This is a genomic window from Paenibacillus sp. FSL H3-0302 (assembly GCF_037982245.1).
GTDB lineage: Bacteria > Bacillota > Bacilli > Paenibacillales > Paenibacillaceae > Paenibacillus_AQ > Paenibacillus_AQ odorifer.
Genome location: NZ_CP150284.1, coordinates 1611975 through 1627389, shown reverse-complemented (window position 1 = coordinate 1627389; position 15415 = coordinate 1611975). Strand labels below are relative to the sequence as shown.

The 15415-nt window shown below is 41.5% G+C and carries 10 protein-coding genes; 7 read left to right on the top strand and 3 right to left on the bottom strand.

Annotation, left to right across the window (positions count from 1 at the left end; genetic code table 11):
* Positions 1 to 848: 848 nt before the first annotated feature.
* Together MHH50_RS07190 and MHH50_RS07185 are read left to right on the top strand one after the other, a co-directional pair.
* Positions 849 to 4007: an amidase family protein gene (locus MHH50_RS07190; RefSeq protein ID WP_340034133.1), complete on the top strand. Its 3159-nt coding sequence runs from the start codon at positions 849 to 851 to the stop codon at positions 4005 to 4007.
* Positions 4008 to 4109: 102 nt separating this feature from the next.
* Complete coding sequence (locus MHH50_RS07185) at positions 4110 to 4241, top strand: hypothetical protein (protein ID WP_340034132.1); 132 nt, start codon at positions 4110 to 4112, stop codon at positions 4239 to 4241.
* Positions 4242 to 4796: 555 nt separating this feature from the next.
* Here the strand turns inward: MHH50_RS07185 and MHH50_RS07180 are convergent.
* Positions 4797 to 5861 carry a GntR family transcriptional regulator gene (locus MHH50_RS07180; protein ID WP_076125373.1) on the bottom strand — a complete coding sequence of 355 codons (1065 nt, stop codon included), beginning with the start codon at positions 5859 to 5861 and terminating at the stop codon, positions 4797 to 4799.
* 263 nt (positions 5862 to 6124) lie between these two features.
* On the opposite strand from MHH50_RS07180, the gene MHH50_RS07175 reads away from it, so the two are divergent.
* The 5 genes from MHH50_RS07175 to MHH50_RS07155 all read left to right on the top strand — a co-directional run bounded on the left by MHH50_RS07175 (position 6125) and on the right by MHH50_RS07155 (position 12288).
* Positions 6125 to 7462: an extracellular solute-binding protein gene (locus MHH50_RS07175; protein ID WP_042185834.1), complete on the top strand. Its 1338-nt coding sequence runs from the start codon at positions 6125 to 6127 to the stop codon at positions 7460 to 7462.
* An 85-nt stretch (positions 7463 to 7547) separates the two neighbouring features.
* Positions 7548 to 8444: a sugar ABC transporter permease gene (locus tag MHH50_RS07170; RefSeq protein WP_042185833.1), complete on the top strand. Its 897-nt coding sequence runs from the start codon at positions 7548 to 7550 to the stop codon at positions 8442 to 8444.
* A gap of 16 nt (positions 8445 to 8460) precedes the next feature.
* Entirely contained in the window at positions 8461 to 9294 is an 834-nt protein-coding gene (locus MHH50_RS07165; protein WP_076125501.1) for a carbohydrate ABC transporter permease, read from the top strand.
* Positions 9295 to 9323: 29 nt separating this feature from the next.
* Entirely contained in the window at positions 9324 to 10313 is a 990-nt protein-coding gene (locus tag MHH50_RS07160; RefSeq protein ID WP_076125375.1) for a family 43 glycosylhydrolase, read from the top strand.
* A gap of 409 nt (positions 10314 to 10722) precedes the next feature.
* Complete coding sequence (locus tag MHH50_RS07155; RefSeq protein WP_076125377.1) at positions 10723 to 12288, top strand: histidine kinase N-terminal 7TM domain-containing protein; 1566 nt, start codon at positions 10723 to 10725, stop codon at positions 12286 to 12288.
* A 367-nt stretch (positions 12289 to 12655) separates the two neighbouring features.
* On the opposite strand, the gene sigK is transcribed toward MHH50_RS07155, so the two are convergent.
* Both sigK and MHH50_RS07145 read right to left on the bottom strand, forming a co-directional pair.
* Positions 12656 to 13357, bottom strand: coding sequence for an RNA polymerase sporulation sigma factor SigK (sigK, locus tag MHH50_RS07150; RefSeq protein ID WP_036675850.1), 702 nt, complete (start codon positions 13355 to 13357; stop codon positions 12656 to 12658).
* A 207-nt stretch (positions 13358 to 13564) separates the two neighbouring features.
* A complete protein-coding gene (locus tag MHH50_RS07145; RefSeq protein WP_340034590.1) occupies positions 13565 to 15415 on the bottom strand; it encodes a DUF2264 domain-containing protein in 1851 nt (616 codons plus the stop codon).

Below are 15415 nucleotides of genomic sequence, written 5' to 3'. Positions count from 1 at the left end.
TCGATTCTGATTCGAATTGGTTTCCTTTTGCACATTATATTTAATTTGTAGTTTCCGATTGATTTCTTGTGTACATCCTGGTAATCCATTTAAATAACACTTTACTTGATCAATCAACTCTAAGTAAGATATCAGATTATTCATACTTGTTAAATTGCGTCTAATAATATCCTCGGTTTCAATATGATAGCCACCGTTTTTCACACGTAGAGCAATACATTCAATATTTAGCCGAACATCTGCTAGTCCCATATAAAACACAATAATTTCAAAGCCTTGTTCCTTTGCATCCTCATCTACCTTATAACGTTACCACCCGCTAAAGTGGTTTCCACAATGAAATCCCACTTATTCCAGATACACTACCTGGCTATTCTTATGGCTTCTTTCCCAGCAGATACTTTACTCTTTTCAGGATGCCCATTAGTGATCTTGCGGCTATGCATCTGGAATCATCAGTGATTCTGTTTTATGCCATGCTCCGATATAGAATCTTCCACTTTCATGAAATGAAAAACATAATATTCTCCGTTAATTTTTAGCTGTTCCTTTTCTTTTTGATTTCGTCAAATTCACATAGAGATAAGTGAAATTCAAGGTTTTTGGTGATGCAGCCGGATGATGATACTCAATATCCTATAGACTCTCCAAAACCTATCATAAATTGTAATCTATTTAACACAATAGTTTACATATACGTTACACATAATAATTAAAAGAGCCGTTTTTTCCTTTTCACAAACTCAAAATATATTAAATTTATAATATTCATTGACTGAAACAAATACTAGTGTTATATTTCCTAACATTAAATAATAAAATACATACAGGAAAAGGAGATTACGCACATGAATAAGTTCAAACGTCTACGTGAAACTAAAAGAGAGCATTCTGGTTCCACCCGATCTGAATATTCACCAGCAAAAAAAAATTGGAGTAAAAAGCAATTTATAGCTACTTCAATTGTGTTATCTGTTATTGCTACGAGTGTAATTCCGTTCCAAACAGCTGACGCTTTAACTAGAGTTACTTCAGAAAGTGGCACAGTATGGGAGATTCACGATGTTTTTGCTCCTAGCTTAGACACAGGAAGTTTACGTACAGTTGGTGCTACACAAGTACAAGGTTTCGGCAATATCTTTGTTAAAGTGTCCTCGCCTTCAGCTCCGCTGATGAATGGTCAAATGATGCGTGGGTTTGACTTGAAATATGACGGCGTTAATAAGTTTACTTCGGCTCAATCTGTAAATCTAGGAAATGTAACAGTAACACGTGAGGTGTATGTGGATACTATTCATAATCGAACGAGATTCTTTGATACTTTCACTAATAAAAATGATGTGGCAATAAAAGTTGATGTATCATTCGGTGGCTCTTTAGGATATGGTACAACAACAAATGCTTCAGTAGTTAAGGCAACCTATTCAGGCGATCTAAAGATAACTACAGATGATTCATGGATTGTTGTAGATAGTAGCGCCAAAAACAATAAGCCGCTAGGCGTTGCAGTGGGATCTCCAAAGCCGTTTGATAATGGATTAACCGGTCTAGGTAATCAGCAACAGGATCCCTTCACAATACCCTTAGCTGAGTATGGAAATGAAGCGAATTTCTATGGGTTCATTAATTCACTAAATATTGGGCCGGGCGAATCGAAATCCCTAGTAAATTATGTACAAGTTGGAGAAGCTGGTGAAGAAGGGTTGAAAAATCTGGTTGCTATGCTAGATGGACTTAATAGTCTGCTGGATGTAACAGGATTAACAAACGCACAAATTCGGTCAATTAGCAACTGGGATATATCTGCTATAGAGGGACTTGATACTGGAGATCATCTGGTTATACCAAATGCTCCTGCGCCTAAAGAATTAGTAACTTCATCGCCGTATGATGTTAAGAATAAATCAATTGCAGAAATGCAACAGGATATGATTACTGGCAAAACTACCTCTGTACAAATTACTCAAGCCTATTTAGATAGAATCAAGGTATACGATGAGGGACAATTGGGATTCCATGCATTCCTGCATGTATCTGAAACTGCGCTTAACCAAGCAAAAGCTGCTGACGATGCCCGTGCACAAGGTGTAAAAGGTGATTTATTGGGTATTCCAATTGCGATAAAAGATATTTATGATACAAAGGATATGCCTACTACCGGTGGCAGTAAAGCTCTTGAAGGCTGGCAGCCTGATTCTGATGCATTCCAAGTGAAAAAACTGCGGGAAGCTGGAGCTGTAATTATTGGTAAAGTAAATACTTCTGAGTTTGCTAACAGCGGAAGTTTTAGTGAAAGCGGCTGGCAGCAAACATGGAATGCACTCTATCCATCGAAAACATCTTTTGGCTCAAGCGGCGGGTCTGCAGTATCTGTTGCAGCTGATTTTGCAGCAGCAGCAATGGGATCGCAAACAGGGGTATCTCTCTATGCACCAACTACAGGCGCTAGCTTAAAAAGCTTCCGGGGTACAGACGGTATGGCAAGTACTACAGGTGTACTGCCACTCACTTGGGGACAAGATTATGCAGGTCCCATTGCTAAAACAGTAACTGACCTAGCTATTATATTGAATGCTACAACGGGTACGGACCCACAGGATATTTTCACAGTCACTGCTGATGCAGATCATAAGCGTCCAGTGGATTGGAAGGAATCTCTGGATGTTAATGCATTGAAAGGAAAGAAAATTGGATACATTCCTGCATCCTTTGTATCTGCATATGCTGATGATGATACTGGACAGGCAGTGATGGATAAGTTCTCAGAGCTTCAAGCAGCGGGTGCGACTATGGTTGAAATGTCAGCTGTACCATCAGGCCCTAGTCGTCCTTCAGGTATTAATGGATCTACTGAAGGTTGGGCACGTTATATTGAGTTGCATAAGGACTTCCCTTATATTGATGGAGCAAGTGTACTAGCTTCAGATAAAGTGCTTATCTATAATCAAAGAGGATATAGTACCCCAACTCGTATGACTGAACAGGCTGTACAAGATTACATTAAGTATAGAACTGACTATAAGGATGTTATTAAAAGCTGGATGGACGCGAATGGCGTTGATGCTGTTGTTTATGCAGGTTTTATTAGTGACGTATATAACAATGACGCAGCAGCTTCTCAATTAAGTTCAGACCGTAACACAGGCGTATTAACCTCTACTATGGGTCTACCTACGGTAGTTGTTCCTGTAGGAACGAATGACAGCGGATATTCTATCTCTATGCAACTGGTTGGTAGAGCATGGGACGATGCAAAAGTTTTAGGCATGAGCTACGCTCTTGAGCAACAAAGTCAAGCTAGACTACTTACAACATTTGCTCCAGCACTTCAATACGTTTCAAACTCTACTAATCCTGATCCAAACACAGATAATGGACCAACCCATCCAAATACTGGAGGAGGTACGGTGACACCTCCAGCAATAACAACGCCTATAGAAACACCGGCACCTGCAGAAACAATAACACCAGCAGATAAGCCAAAAGTTGTTAGTTTTGTAGATACCATGAATCATTGGGCAAAAACAAGCATTGACGCACTAATTGCTAAGGGATTATTGACGGGGTATTCCGATGGAACATTCCGTCCAAATTCAGGTTTGACTCGTGCGGAAGCCATCAAGGTAATTGCAACGCACATGAAACTTGAAGGACAAGAAAGTAACTTTATAGATGTATCTCCAACTCATTGGGCGAATAAGTTTATTGGTGCAGCTGCTAGATCAGGCTTGATGAACGGATATAGTGACGGAAGCTTCCGTCCAGATGAGAAGATTAGTCGTGGTGAATTAGCGGCACTAATCACTCGAGCTTTTAAGCTAACAGGTACTGGAAACACATCATTCAAAGATGTTACAAGAAATGCATGGTATTATGATTCCATTGATGCACTCGCATCCAATAATATTATTACAGGATACGCAGACAGTACATTTAAGCCTGAAAAAGATATTACTAGAGCAGAGTTTGCAACAATTGTTTCCAGATTACTAGAGACTACTAATTAAAAGAAATTCAATTAAAAATGACAGAGTACTCGAGTAACCACGTTTACAGGAAAGGCCATCCCGAAAGGGATGGCCTTATAACTTGCCGTTACAGATAGTGCGATGAACCGTACCACAAGTAGGGCGAAAAGACTTTTTCCGGATTATGGAAAGACGGTCTCGTTTATAGCAGAAGTTCCCTCTGTAAGTCGTTTGTTCCTAGCGGGACTATCACTTTTTATGGCGGAAAAGTAGAGTTAGGGACTGTATGCTAGGGGACTAGCGGTCTATGAGGCGTCAGATCTTACGGTTGGTAATCACACTATTCCTGCAAGCTACAGCGGCGATAATCACTATAAAGATTCTACAAATAGTTGGCTACAAAACGTGAATAAAATATGGTCTCAAATCAGCATGAATATCTTACAATCTACTATGGTGGGGGCTCGGTCGATGTACAAGTCGGTACACTCGGCATGTCATCCCTACTCGATCTTACTCCATCCAGCGCCTAGAAAATTATTTGCTCATATAAACATTTTCATATTTATTTCCTCATTGAGTTCCTGGAGACATTTGAATATTCCTTCATGATCATCATGCTCTGAGATTCCTTGACACTCACTCCCCGACCCGAAGATCGGTTTCATCCGTATGAATCAGCGGTTTTCGTAACAAAGTGGAGCGAATCTCCCGTTTTGGCCGCTAGCACCTTTATGATATATTGTTATACTCTATGCGCTGGAACGCAAAAGAAGACAACTTCTACTGAAGGTGCTCCTAGAGTGTCGATAAAGTCCAATGAAATAGTTAGGGGAAGATGAGCTGCACGGGAATGACGGCATTCTTAGGTGAATATATATTCTCTATTTGTTCAAGTAACAGCTTTACGGCTGTACGTGCCATTTCCTGTTCATCCTGCTGTACATAAGCTACGAATGAAAGATGTGGATTATCGAAAGATAGCAAATCGATATTTGAGTGATTGTTGAGACGGCTGATAGCGGCCGATGTAAGGCGTGCGGTTTCTTCGGTTAAGGAGAAAGCTGCCGAAATTCCACTATGCCCCTGCAAGAAGTCGCTTACATAGTCCAATGCTTGCTTACCGCGTAGAATGTCGAGAGGGATGTGACACCACAAGCTCTTGTCGATTGATATACCTCGATCTGTGTACGCCTTCTCGAAGCCGAGCGTGCGATCCTCGATGGCTGTATTGGCATTCTCAGGTGAGATGAGCGCAATCTGATGATGACCCTTGGATAGCAAATGAGAGACAGCCTTATACGCACCGCCGTAATTGTCTGATGTAATCGTGTATGTCTCAATGTTGCGCAGGTAGCGGTCGATGAACACACATGGGAATTTATCGAGCGACAGACGCAGTAGTGATTCGTTGTACTTCTCATCTTCTGTTGGAAAAACGATCAGTCCCTTCACACCGAGCCCCGTTAGTGTACGAATGGCGTTCGATTCGATAGAGGAGGACTCTCGCGTGATGCTTAGTACCATGCTGAGGCCAGCTTCAGACAGGAATTGTTCCGTGTAGTCGACGAGCTTCTGAATGACACGGGTTACCATCGTCGGAATAATGAAGCCGATGAGCGGCAAGGACGACGCGCTGTGTGGAGATAATGGAGAATCAATGCTAGAAACATCAAGACTAGAAGAGACGAATGTGCCTTTGCCTTGTACGCGTATAATTAATCCTTCGTCAGCTAGCTGGGTTAAGGCGTTTTTGACGGTTATTTTACTTACTTTGAATTCGTCCATTAATTCTTGTTCAGAAGGGACGCGGTCCGTTGGCCGAAGCTGCCCAGATTTAATTTTCTGTACAATATCTTCTTGAATTTGCTTGTAGAGCACCAGCTTTTTCAAATAAGTACATCTCCCTTAAAATTTAATGATTTTTATAATCAATTGGTTATATAAAATATATTACGTATATATTATAATGCAATTTATAAAGCGCTTACAATACAGAATTAGGAAATTTATTACGAAGGTGTCTTTTCATTGAAAGGTTAGAATCATGTTAAGAAGGTTGGTAACGAGACGTATTGAAACCGCTTAAATTAACAGAAGTGACCAGTCACCCAGCATCTCAAATGAGTAACAAAAAAAGAGAGGATGACGAACAAATGAAAAAACGCATTACATTAATCTCCATCGTTACAATCCTTATGATGTCACTAGTTTTGTCGGCATGTAGTAAGTCTTCCAGTTCATCAACGGAAACACAGCAGTTAGGCGCTGATGCCGGTGAGAATGCAACAGAAATGTCATTTTGGACATTCGTAGATTTGCATGGCAAGCATTTGGATAAAATGCTGGGGTTATGGAACCAACAGAATCCAGACAAACAGATTAAGTTGAATGTAACGGTTATGCCTTACGATGATATGCACAACAAGCTCTTATTGGCAGTTACAAGTGGAAAAGGTGCTCCTGATATTGCGGATATCGAGCTTGGTCAGTTCCCTAAATTCTTGGAAGGGGACAACGTTCCACTGGAATCTTTGAATGATGTATTTGCACCATACAAAGACGTTGTCGTTCCCTCACGTGTCGATATTTACTCCAAAGCTGACCAGGTTTATGGCTTTGATTATCACGTAGGTGCTACGCTTGCTTTCTACAACACGGAAATTCTCGAACAAGCAGGTGTTGACTACAAGATGATCAAAACTTGGGAAGATTACAATCAAGCAGGTATCAAGGTTTATGAAAAGACTGGTAAGTACTTAGGTACTGCTGATACATCCGCTACGTGGCAAGCCTCGCTGTTACTTGCTCAGCAAAACGCTGATTTTACAGATGAAAATGGCAATCCAAAAGTTAACTCCCCTGAGATGATTAAAGCGTTTGAAATGTTAGTTGACCTGCAGAAGAATAATGTTATTCATACGATCCCAGGCGGACAACCCGACACAGAAGAAGCAAAAGGCGAATACAACAAAGGCAACTACGCAAGCGCATTGATGCCTGAGTGGTACATGTCCCGCTTTGTAAACGAAATGAAGGACCTTAAAGGTAAGTATGCAATTGCTCCATTGCCTGTATTCGAAGAAGGTAATCCTCGTTCCGTTGGCTTAGGCGGTACTGGCACAGTTGTTACTAAGACTGGTAAAGACGTTCAGTTGGCAAAAGAGTTTGTAGCTTTTGCTAAGCTTTCGAAAGAAGCTACTACTGAAATCTGGAATACACTTGGATTTGACCCAATCAATATGGAAGTATGGAAAGATGAGGCTGTAACGAAAAACCCTGATAACGAATACGTCCAGTATTTTAAAACAAATGCATTTGATACTTTGAATGAAATCAAAGACGAAATTAGAGCTATCAAATCCGTAAAAGCTTCACCGACGATCGGCAATGTGCTCAATACGGTTACTCTGAATGCGATCTTTGAAGATGGCCAAGACGTGAAGGAAGCTCTCGATGAAGCACAGGCAGCAATTGAACAAGAATTGAAATAAAAATAATAAGTAAATGGTTATGATTAAGCCTGTCGGCAAGAATGGTGCTCGGCAGGTTTAGTCATAGTCAAGGGAGAGTGGGATTATGATAAAGAAATTTGTATACTCTCAAAAGGTTGCACCTTATGTATTTGTGTTGCCATTCATAATCATATTCTTGATATTCTGGTCTTATCCACTTGTAAATTCATTCGTAATGAGTTTTCAAGATAGGATGTTGGGACAGGATCCAAAATGGGTTGGTGAAGCGAATTATTCGAAGTTATTCACAGATAAAGTGTTTTTGACGGCTATTAAAAATAGCGTTGTATACATGCTAGGAACCTTAGTGCTGTTAATCCCTTTCCCAATGTTATTTGCAGTTATGATAAACAGTAAGTTAATGCTGGGGAGGGAGTTTTTTAAATCTTCGTTCTTTCTTCCTGCATTGACATCTGTCGCAGTGGCGGGTACTATTTTTCGCCTAACATTCGGCGAAATGGATGGTTCATTAATGAACAGTTTTCTAGGTCTATTTGGTGTAGAGCCTACTAAATTCTTGAAAGATGCAGAATGGAGTATGGCTGCACTATTAATTCTTGCATGTTGGCGATGGACAGGTGTTAATATGCTGTACTATCTATCTGGTTTGAAAAACATTGACAATGATTATTATGAGGCTGCTTCAATTGACGGGGCATCTGCTTGGCAGAAGTTCAGATCGATTACAATGCCATTATTGAAGCCGACCACGATATATGTTACGACAATTAGTGTTTATGCAGGTTTGGCAATGTTTACCGAGAGCTTAATGATGTTTAACGGTAACAATTCACCGAAAAATATTGGCCTAACTATAGTCGGATATTTGTATAGACAAGGAATTGAGAAGAATAAGCTCGGTTACGCTGCAGCAGTTGGTATCGTTCTATTAGTCATTGCTATGATTATCAATTTAACGCAGTTGAAATTTAGTGGAATGTTCAAAAAGGAGGAGGATTAAAATGGACACTAGTCAGATGAAGAACAACGTAATTGCTAGAATAGTCATAATTAGTACCTTTATTATACTATTCGTTATAATTATGGTTCCATTCTATGCAGTGGCCCTCTCTTCCTTTAAACCAGGTGAAGCTTTAATAAGATATGGTCTTAACTTAAGTTTGAATTTTGAAATAATGAGTTTTGATAATTTTATCTATTTATTCACTGGACAACATGATTATTTTGTATGGTTTTGGAACAGTATGACGTTAACAATCATTCAGGTTGCTTTAACACTGTTTGTAAGCGCTTTTGTTGCATATGGTTTTGCAGCGTATGATTTCAAAGGTAAGAACTTCCTCTTTATATGTGTGTTGCTCATTATGATGGTGCCATTTGAAATATTGCTGGTTCCTTTGTACAGCTTAATAAATGATTTGCAAATGGTGAATAGCTATTCGGCAATCATTCTGCCGGGTATAGCTAATGCCGGGACGATATTCTTCTTTAGGCAATATCTCAGAAGCATACCAAAAGAAATTATTCAATCTGGGCGAGTTGATGGAGCAAACGAATATGCGATATATTTCAGAGTGATTATGCCGATTATGAAGCCTTCCTTTGCGGCAATGGCCATTCTGAATGGTATGAATAGCTGGAATAATCTATTGTGGCCATTCATGGTGTTGGGAGATCAAAATAAATATACACTGCCAATCGGTTTAAAAACATTGTTAACTCCTTATGGGAATAACTATGACCTTCTGATCGTGGGCTCCTTCTTCTCCATCATTCCAATCTTCATATTGTTTATCGCTTTCCAGAAATATTTCATTGATGGTATGACTGCGGGTGCTGTTAAAGGTTAGTATCTATTACTTATGAAATAGGTGATAAGATGGGAGTCCAACAAGAGGAGTTACGCGTCATTAAACCATTGATCGAGCAACGAGCTGATCCTTTTATATGCCGACATTCAGATGGTTATTATTATTTCGTGGCCTCGGTTCCAGAGTATAATCGGATTGAAATCCGTAGGGCACAGGACCTTGTAGGGCTTATTACATCAGCTCCTGTAGTGATCTGGAGAAAGAGAGAGACTGGCATTCTTAGTGCCAATATTTGGGCGCCAGAGCTGCATTTTATTGATGGAAAATGGTACGTATATTTCGCTGCCGCGCATACGTCGGAAACGACAGAAGGCTTGTTCGACCATCGGATGTATGTACTGGAGAATGAAAATGCAAATCCGCTCGAAGGCAGCTGGACGGAAAGAGGACAGGTTCGTACCGCTTGGGAAAGCTTCTCCCTCGATGCCACTACCTTTGAGCACAATGGTAGCCTCTATTACGTATGGGCACAAAAGGATCCGGAAATCGAAGGCAACTCTAATCTCTACATATCTAAAATGAGCAATCCGTGGACGTTGATTGGGGCGCAAACGATGATTACGATGCCCGAATATGACTGGGAGATCATCGGGTATAAAGTGAACGAAGGCGCGGCATTTGTTCGCAAAGATAATCGGGTATTCCTCACTTACTCTGCTAGCGCTACTGATTTCAATTATTGCATGGGCTTGCTTGAAGCCGATGCGGACTCGGATTTGCTCGATGCTGCCTCATGGCGCAAGTCGAAAGTACCGGTTCTCACGACTGATGAGAGCATCTCGATGTATGGTCCTGGTCATAATAGTTTCACGGTGTCAGAGACTGGCGAGAAGACGCTGTTTGTGTTCCACGCAAGAACGTATAAGCATATTGTAGGAGATCCGCTATACGATCCGAATCGCCATACATTTGTAGCGGAGCTGTTGTGGACGGATGACGGCAGACCTGATTTTCGCGGCTCTGTTGCGGCACTTGCACGTTCTGTACAATACGAATAGATCTGCAAGCGCTTCACAAAATTCTAAATGGATTTAGTTGACTTATGTCGTACATGGGGAAGCCTTTATAATTAGAAATAAAAACAAGTACCCATCCAATCGATGGGTACTTGTTTGCAATGCAATAGAAGTGATGAATTACGTAATGTTGTACTAACTATTTGGTGATCGGTATAGACGAAATAGTAATCATAGCATTACTGATTGGCTAAATGTGTTGCTACTGTCATGAGTGTCATGCTAAGTTAAAAACAATCTATTTCATGAAGCAATAATCAATACGATGTGGGTAGTACAGACATAATAGTGATGTGGACGGAATCCTGTAAATGGTTCAAGGAACAAATCAACATCTTATATTAATCGTGTTAACGTAAATATATGTATTGTATGAAAGTGGGTATACCTATTGGATTCGAAGCTAGCAGCATATATAACATTAGTTTGTACTTCGGCTGTTCTGAATTTGTCTATACTTGTCTTTACTTATTGGAGGAGACATTATTATACAAATATCGCTAATTTGTTCATGTGGAATACATTAACTTCAATGATTTATTGCTTTGGTTATGCCTTTAGCTTAACATCGACTTCGTTAGAACAGCTTAGATTTTGGAATATTGTACAGTATGCAGGGATGCCATTTTTCCCTCCGTTAGGATTAATGTTTGTCATGCAATATTTGGGTTATAAAATAACGAGAAAAAGAATAATCGCGCTACTTACAATGCCTTGTATTACTTTTCTCATCAATGTAACTAATGAATCCCATCATTTTTACTATAGAATATATGATATCCATTCGGTGCTCGGGGCTCCATATAGTGAGATTGAGTATGGGGCATGGTTTGCCGTACATAATATTTACATTTTCTGTTGTATGTTAGCTGCGCTCTTATTGCTGCTTTCACGCTGGAAGGAAACCGTTAGTGTATATCGATCTCAATTATTTGCCCTCATCTGCGGTCAACTGCTTCCAATAATGACTGCATTTTTATTATTCATAGGAGTGACACCCGATGGTATCGATCCTGTACCCATGGTTATTTGGTTTTCTTCTGTTTTGTACCTTTGGTCTATTACCTCCTCTCGAATGTTATCAATAATGCCAATTGCAAAGGAAACGATCTTTAATAGTATGAACGATGGTGTCATTGTGCTTAATGATACCTATCAATTAATCGAATATAATCAAGCTTGTAAAAGTATGTTTAGTGAATTGGATCGATCAACGTTAGGGCAGCCATTTGATCAAGTTTGGTATATGCTAACGGATCAATCATTCCCTGTTCAATTAGATACGATCTCAGATAAATTGAATGTTACGATTCATCAAGGTAATTATATATATCAGCTACGTATTTCTATGCTTCAACAATCTAATAATAACTCTGGCTTACTAATTATATTTACGGATATAACAGAGCTACATACATTACAACAAAAGTTAGAGCATCAAGCCTATTATGATGATCTTACACAAATATACAATCGTCGTGCCTTTTTCCAGAAAAGTGAGCAAAGCTTAATGAAAGCAAAGGGTGAATTATCATCCTTTGTGATTATTCTATTTGATATTGATTTTTTCAAAAAAGTGAACGACACTTATGGGCATCAAACCGGAGATCAAATGCTAGTACATGTGGCTCAAATATGTAAGGCTGAGATGGGAGAACATATACTATTTGCTAGATATGGTGGTGAAGAATTTGTACTCGCTTTACCTGGTTATACACTAGCGGAAGGGGAAAACTTCGCTAATCACCTTAGATTTTGCATTGAACAGAAGCCTCTAGTTGAAAATGAAAAATTGGTAACGATTACCTCTAGTTTTGGGGTATCCGTAACGACAGGAGCTGTGGAGGAAACAATCCATCAACTTCTTCATAAAGCTGATGAAGCACTTTATGCTGCCAAAAGAGCTGGTCGAAATCAAGTGCGGGTTTTTAATGAAAAGTACGAATATGTGGAATAGTACAGCAAATTAAAATAGAGGCGTACATCGGAGCCGTGCTTAGTTCAGTAACTTGGTGGATTGAGAGCAAAATGCCTATCAATCAAGAAGAAATATACTTATGAGTGACTGTTTCAACAGGATATAACAGTCAGTTATTCTGATATTGAAGGATCATATGCTAGTGATGCTATTAGGCAATTTACAGAAAGAGGAATTGTAAACGGTATAGGTATGAGAATTACCTGTATTTCGCTCTATAGATGTTACGGTGAACCGTATCATAAGTAGGGTGAACCCTATCCACACAAAAAACGACTCATCCGTAGACAAGTCGCTTTTCAAGTTTTATTATTAATGGATTATTACTGTGTAATTGTCATCAGTCCTACCGCTTCGCCTTATAAAACTCATGATACAACTTCATGAGCGCCCTCTTCTCTATCCGCGAAACATAACTCCGCGAGATCCCCAACTCCTTAGCAATCTCCCGCTGTGTCCGCTCTTCTCCACCTGTATCCAATCCAAACCGCCCAACGACAACTTCCTTTTCCCGGTCATCCAGAATATCAAGGTTACGATAAATCTTACTCTTTTCGATCTTCAGATCTACTTCTTTAATGACATCATCCGCTTCGGAGCCAAGGATATCGATAAGTGTAATTTCATTACCTTCTTTGTCCGTCCCAATTGGATCATGCAGGGATACGTCTTTACGAGTCTTCTTCAAGGATCTTAGGTGCATCAGAATTTCGTTTTCAATACAACGTGCTGCAAATGTGGCTAGTTTGGTTCCTTTGTTTGGACGATAGCTCTCAATAGCTTTAATCAGGCCGATGGTGCCGATGGAGATCAGATCCTCCATGTCTTCTCCGGTGTTATCGAATTTTTTCACTATATGGGCAACGAGCCGCAAATTATGCTCAATCAACAAATTGCGGGCCTTGGCATCTCCCTCAGCCATCATCCCTAAGTATCGGCTTTCCTCCTGCTCCGAGAGCGGTTGTGGAAATGCATTATTCCTTACGTATGATACCAGCAGCGTCAGTTCTTTGATCAGCAACGCAATCGTGCTTAAGAATCCAGGCAACTTGGCGACACCTCCCGCACTTGTACAATGAAACCGATCTGTTTGCCTTACGGGTTCATGGTCATCCTTATTGTATGTGGGCGTGCGCCTAGAAGTGCCTGTACGGGGGAAATTGTACAACCACAGAAATTTATTTTTCATACGAGAAATCAGTCATACTCTACTCAATTACTTGTCTTTTTAACACAATGTTGTTAGCGGTAATTCTCACTCTCTTCTGATAATAAATTCCGCTTCACTAGACGTAAGAACCTTTATGATGTCCTTATCAAAAGTAACCTTCAAAATAGACTCAGGTGATTGTTCAAGAATACCACCGCAAGAATCTCCCGACGGATCACCGTATACAGCCGAAGCCAGCCAGTGGATTCCAGGCTCAAGGAAAGTCGTCAGTGTAGGCAAAACAGTCCGGGGATGAAGCAGGTTTGTGTTGGCATTAGGCCAAATTAGCTCAGCCTTTTCGTAGCCGATCAAACCCTTGACTCCGCTTATTCCCCATGCTGTAGATACTGCCGCGGTTGTAAGGCCGATCTGCTGTTCCCCCCCCGCTTCCTGACCAAGCGCGAAGCCGCCCTCTGCGGCGTCCAACGGTCGTCCGGTCTCGATCCGGTGGATCCGAATATGCCAAGGCAGCCCAGCAACGATCCAGGTCCGAACCTCCACATTAGTCCATGGCTTCCAGACGGAGTGCAGCACATTGTCCACAATTCTTGACTCCATATTCCGCCGTCTGACCCGATACAAGTTGTCCCCGCTCTCACTTAGAGCGAGCATGGAATCAAATGCCCCTTGAGACAATCCCCATTCGGAGCGGGGTACGCTGAACCCGAAGCCTGTTGAGTATACGAATTTCTCATACTTGGCAGACGTGTGGGTATGTTCATTCGTATATAGATGACCACTGTTGAAGGCAGCCACATGGCCGGAAGCAGGTTCGCGGACAATGACAAGATGCGCAGGCTTCTGGACTATAACTGCAGGAATATCCGGCAGAGGCAGTTCTTCTTCCTTCCAGAATGGATGCTCCGCGCTGAGAGCTAATGGCAGGAATGTCTTTAACGCCCAGTAGGGGGAACCGGGAGCGTTATAATTCTCCGCCATGACCAAGTTGGGATAGGTATAACCAATCGTCAGTACGCCTCCGGCATCAAAGATCGGCTGGCTGAACCACCAGCGCAAATTGCGCAGTACTAATCCTTTGACCACACCTATAGGGAATCCTTCAACGCCTGCATAGACGAGTGCGCTCCAAAAAGCAGACTGGGCAAAGCGGTAGGTTAAGCTCCTTCCATAAGGAAGGGCAGATCCGTCCGGAGCGAACCAGCCCAAGAATTCGGTGGCAAAAAGCCGGGCCCGTTCTTTGAACACCTGTGAACGTTCCGGGTCCTCCTGTTCCATCAGCTTCGCGTACAGTAACGCATAGTAATGGATGGCAAAAGGAACATAATAATCGCTATGCCCGTTAATTCCATCACTGTACCAGCCATCACCCAGATAAAAATCATCCATTCGCTTCAGATTGTTCTCCAGCTGCTCCGCGTCGTAGGGGCGGCCGATTCTGCGGAATCCAACATTAACCAGCACGTTGAAGAACAGCCAGTTGCAGTCATAGCAAGGATGGGAATTAATCTGATTCAGCCAACTGTACAATTGCTCCTGTTCCTTCTGGGTAAGTGGTGACCAGATCTGTCCAGGAATGGCGGCTAAGGCGAAACCGAAGACCGCCATCTCTACCAGACGCTGGTCATAATCTTGAACTTCACCCCAGTATTCTTCATGGGCAGGATCCGTGCCGTGGCGTATGCCATCCAGCACAGTATCCCAAAGCCCGCTTTCTCCACCTCCCATGAGCAGGGGCACTAAGCCCCACAATACCCGGGAGAAACCTTCCATTTCTGCAGTTACTGCTGGATAGCTCGCTCCTGTCCCGCCGATTGCCAGCCGTGCACCGCCTCTGCTGTAGAGCGGCCGAAGCGGATCTGTAAGCTGTTCAAGAGCAGAGACCAGATCCTCCCGGGTCTTCAGCGGATTAATAGCTATAGTAGTAGAAGCCTTCAT

What these genes read in the sequence shown, in the direction of transcription:
- MHH50_RS07175 (WP_042185834.1), top strand. Translation starts at nt 6,125, where the DNA reads ATGAAAAAACGCATTACATTAATCTCCATCGTTACAATCCTTATGATG.
- MHH50_RS07170 (WP_042185833.1), top strand. Translation starts at nt 7,548, where the DNA reads ATGATAAAGAAATTTGTATACTCTCAAAAGGTTGCACCTTATGTATTT.
- MHH50_RS07190 (WP_340034133.1), top strand. Translation starts at nt 849, where the DNA reads ATGAATAAGTTCAAACGTCTACGTGAAACTAAAAGAGAGCATTCTGGT.
- MHH50_RS07165 (WP_076125501.1), top strand. Translation starts at nt 8,461, where the DNA reads ATGAAGAACAACGTAATTGCTAGAATAGTCATAATTAGTACCTTTATT.
- MHH50_RS07185 (WP_340034132.1), top strand. Translation starts at nt 4,110, where the DNA reads ATGAACCGTACCACAAGTAGGGCGAAAAGACTTTTTCCGGATTATGGA.
- MHH50_RS07160 (WP_076125375.1), top strand. Translation starts at nt 9,324, where the DNA reads ATGGGAGTCCAACAAGAGGAGTTACGCGTCATTAAACCATTGATCGAG.
- MHH50_RS07145 (WP_340034590.1), bottom strand. Translation starts at nt 15,415, where the DNA reads ATGAAGGCTTCTACTACTATAGCTATTAATCCGCTGAAGACCCGGGAG.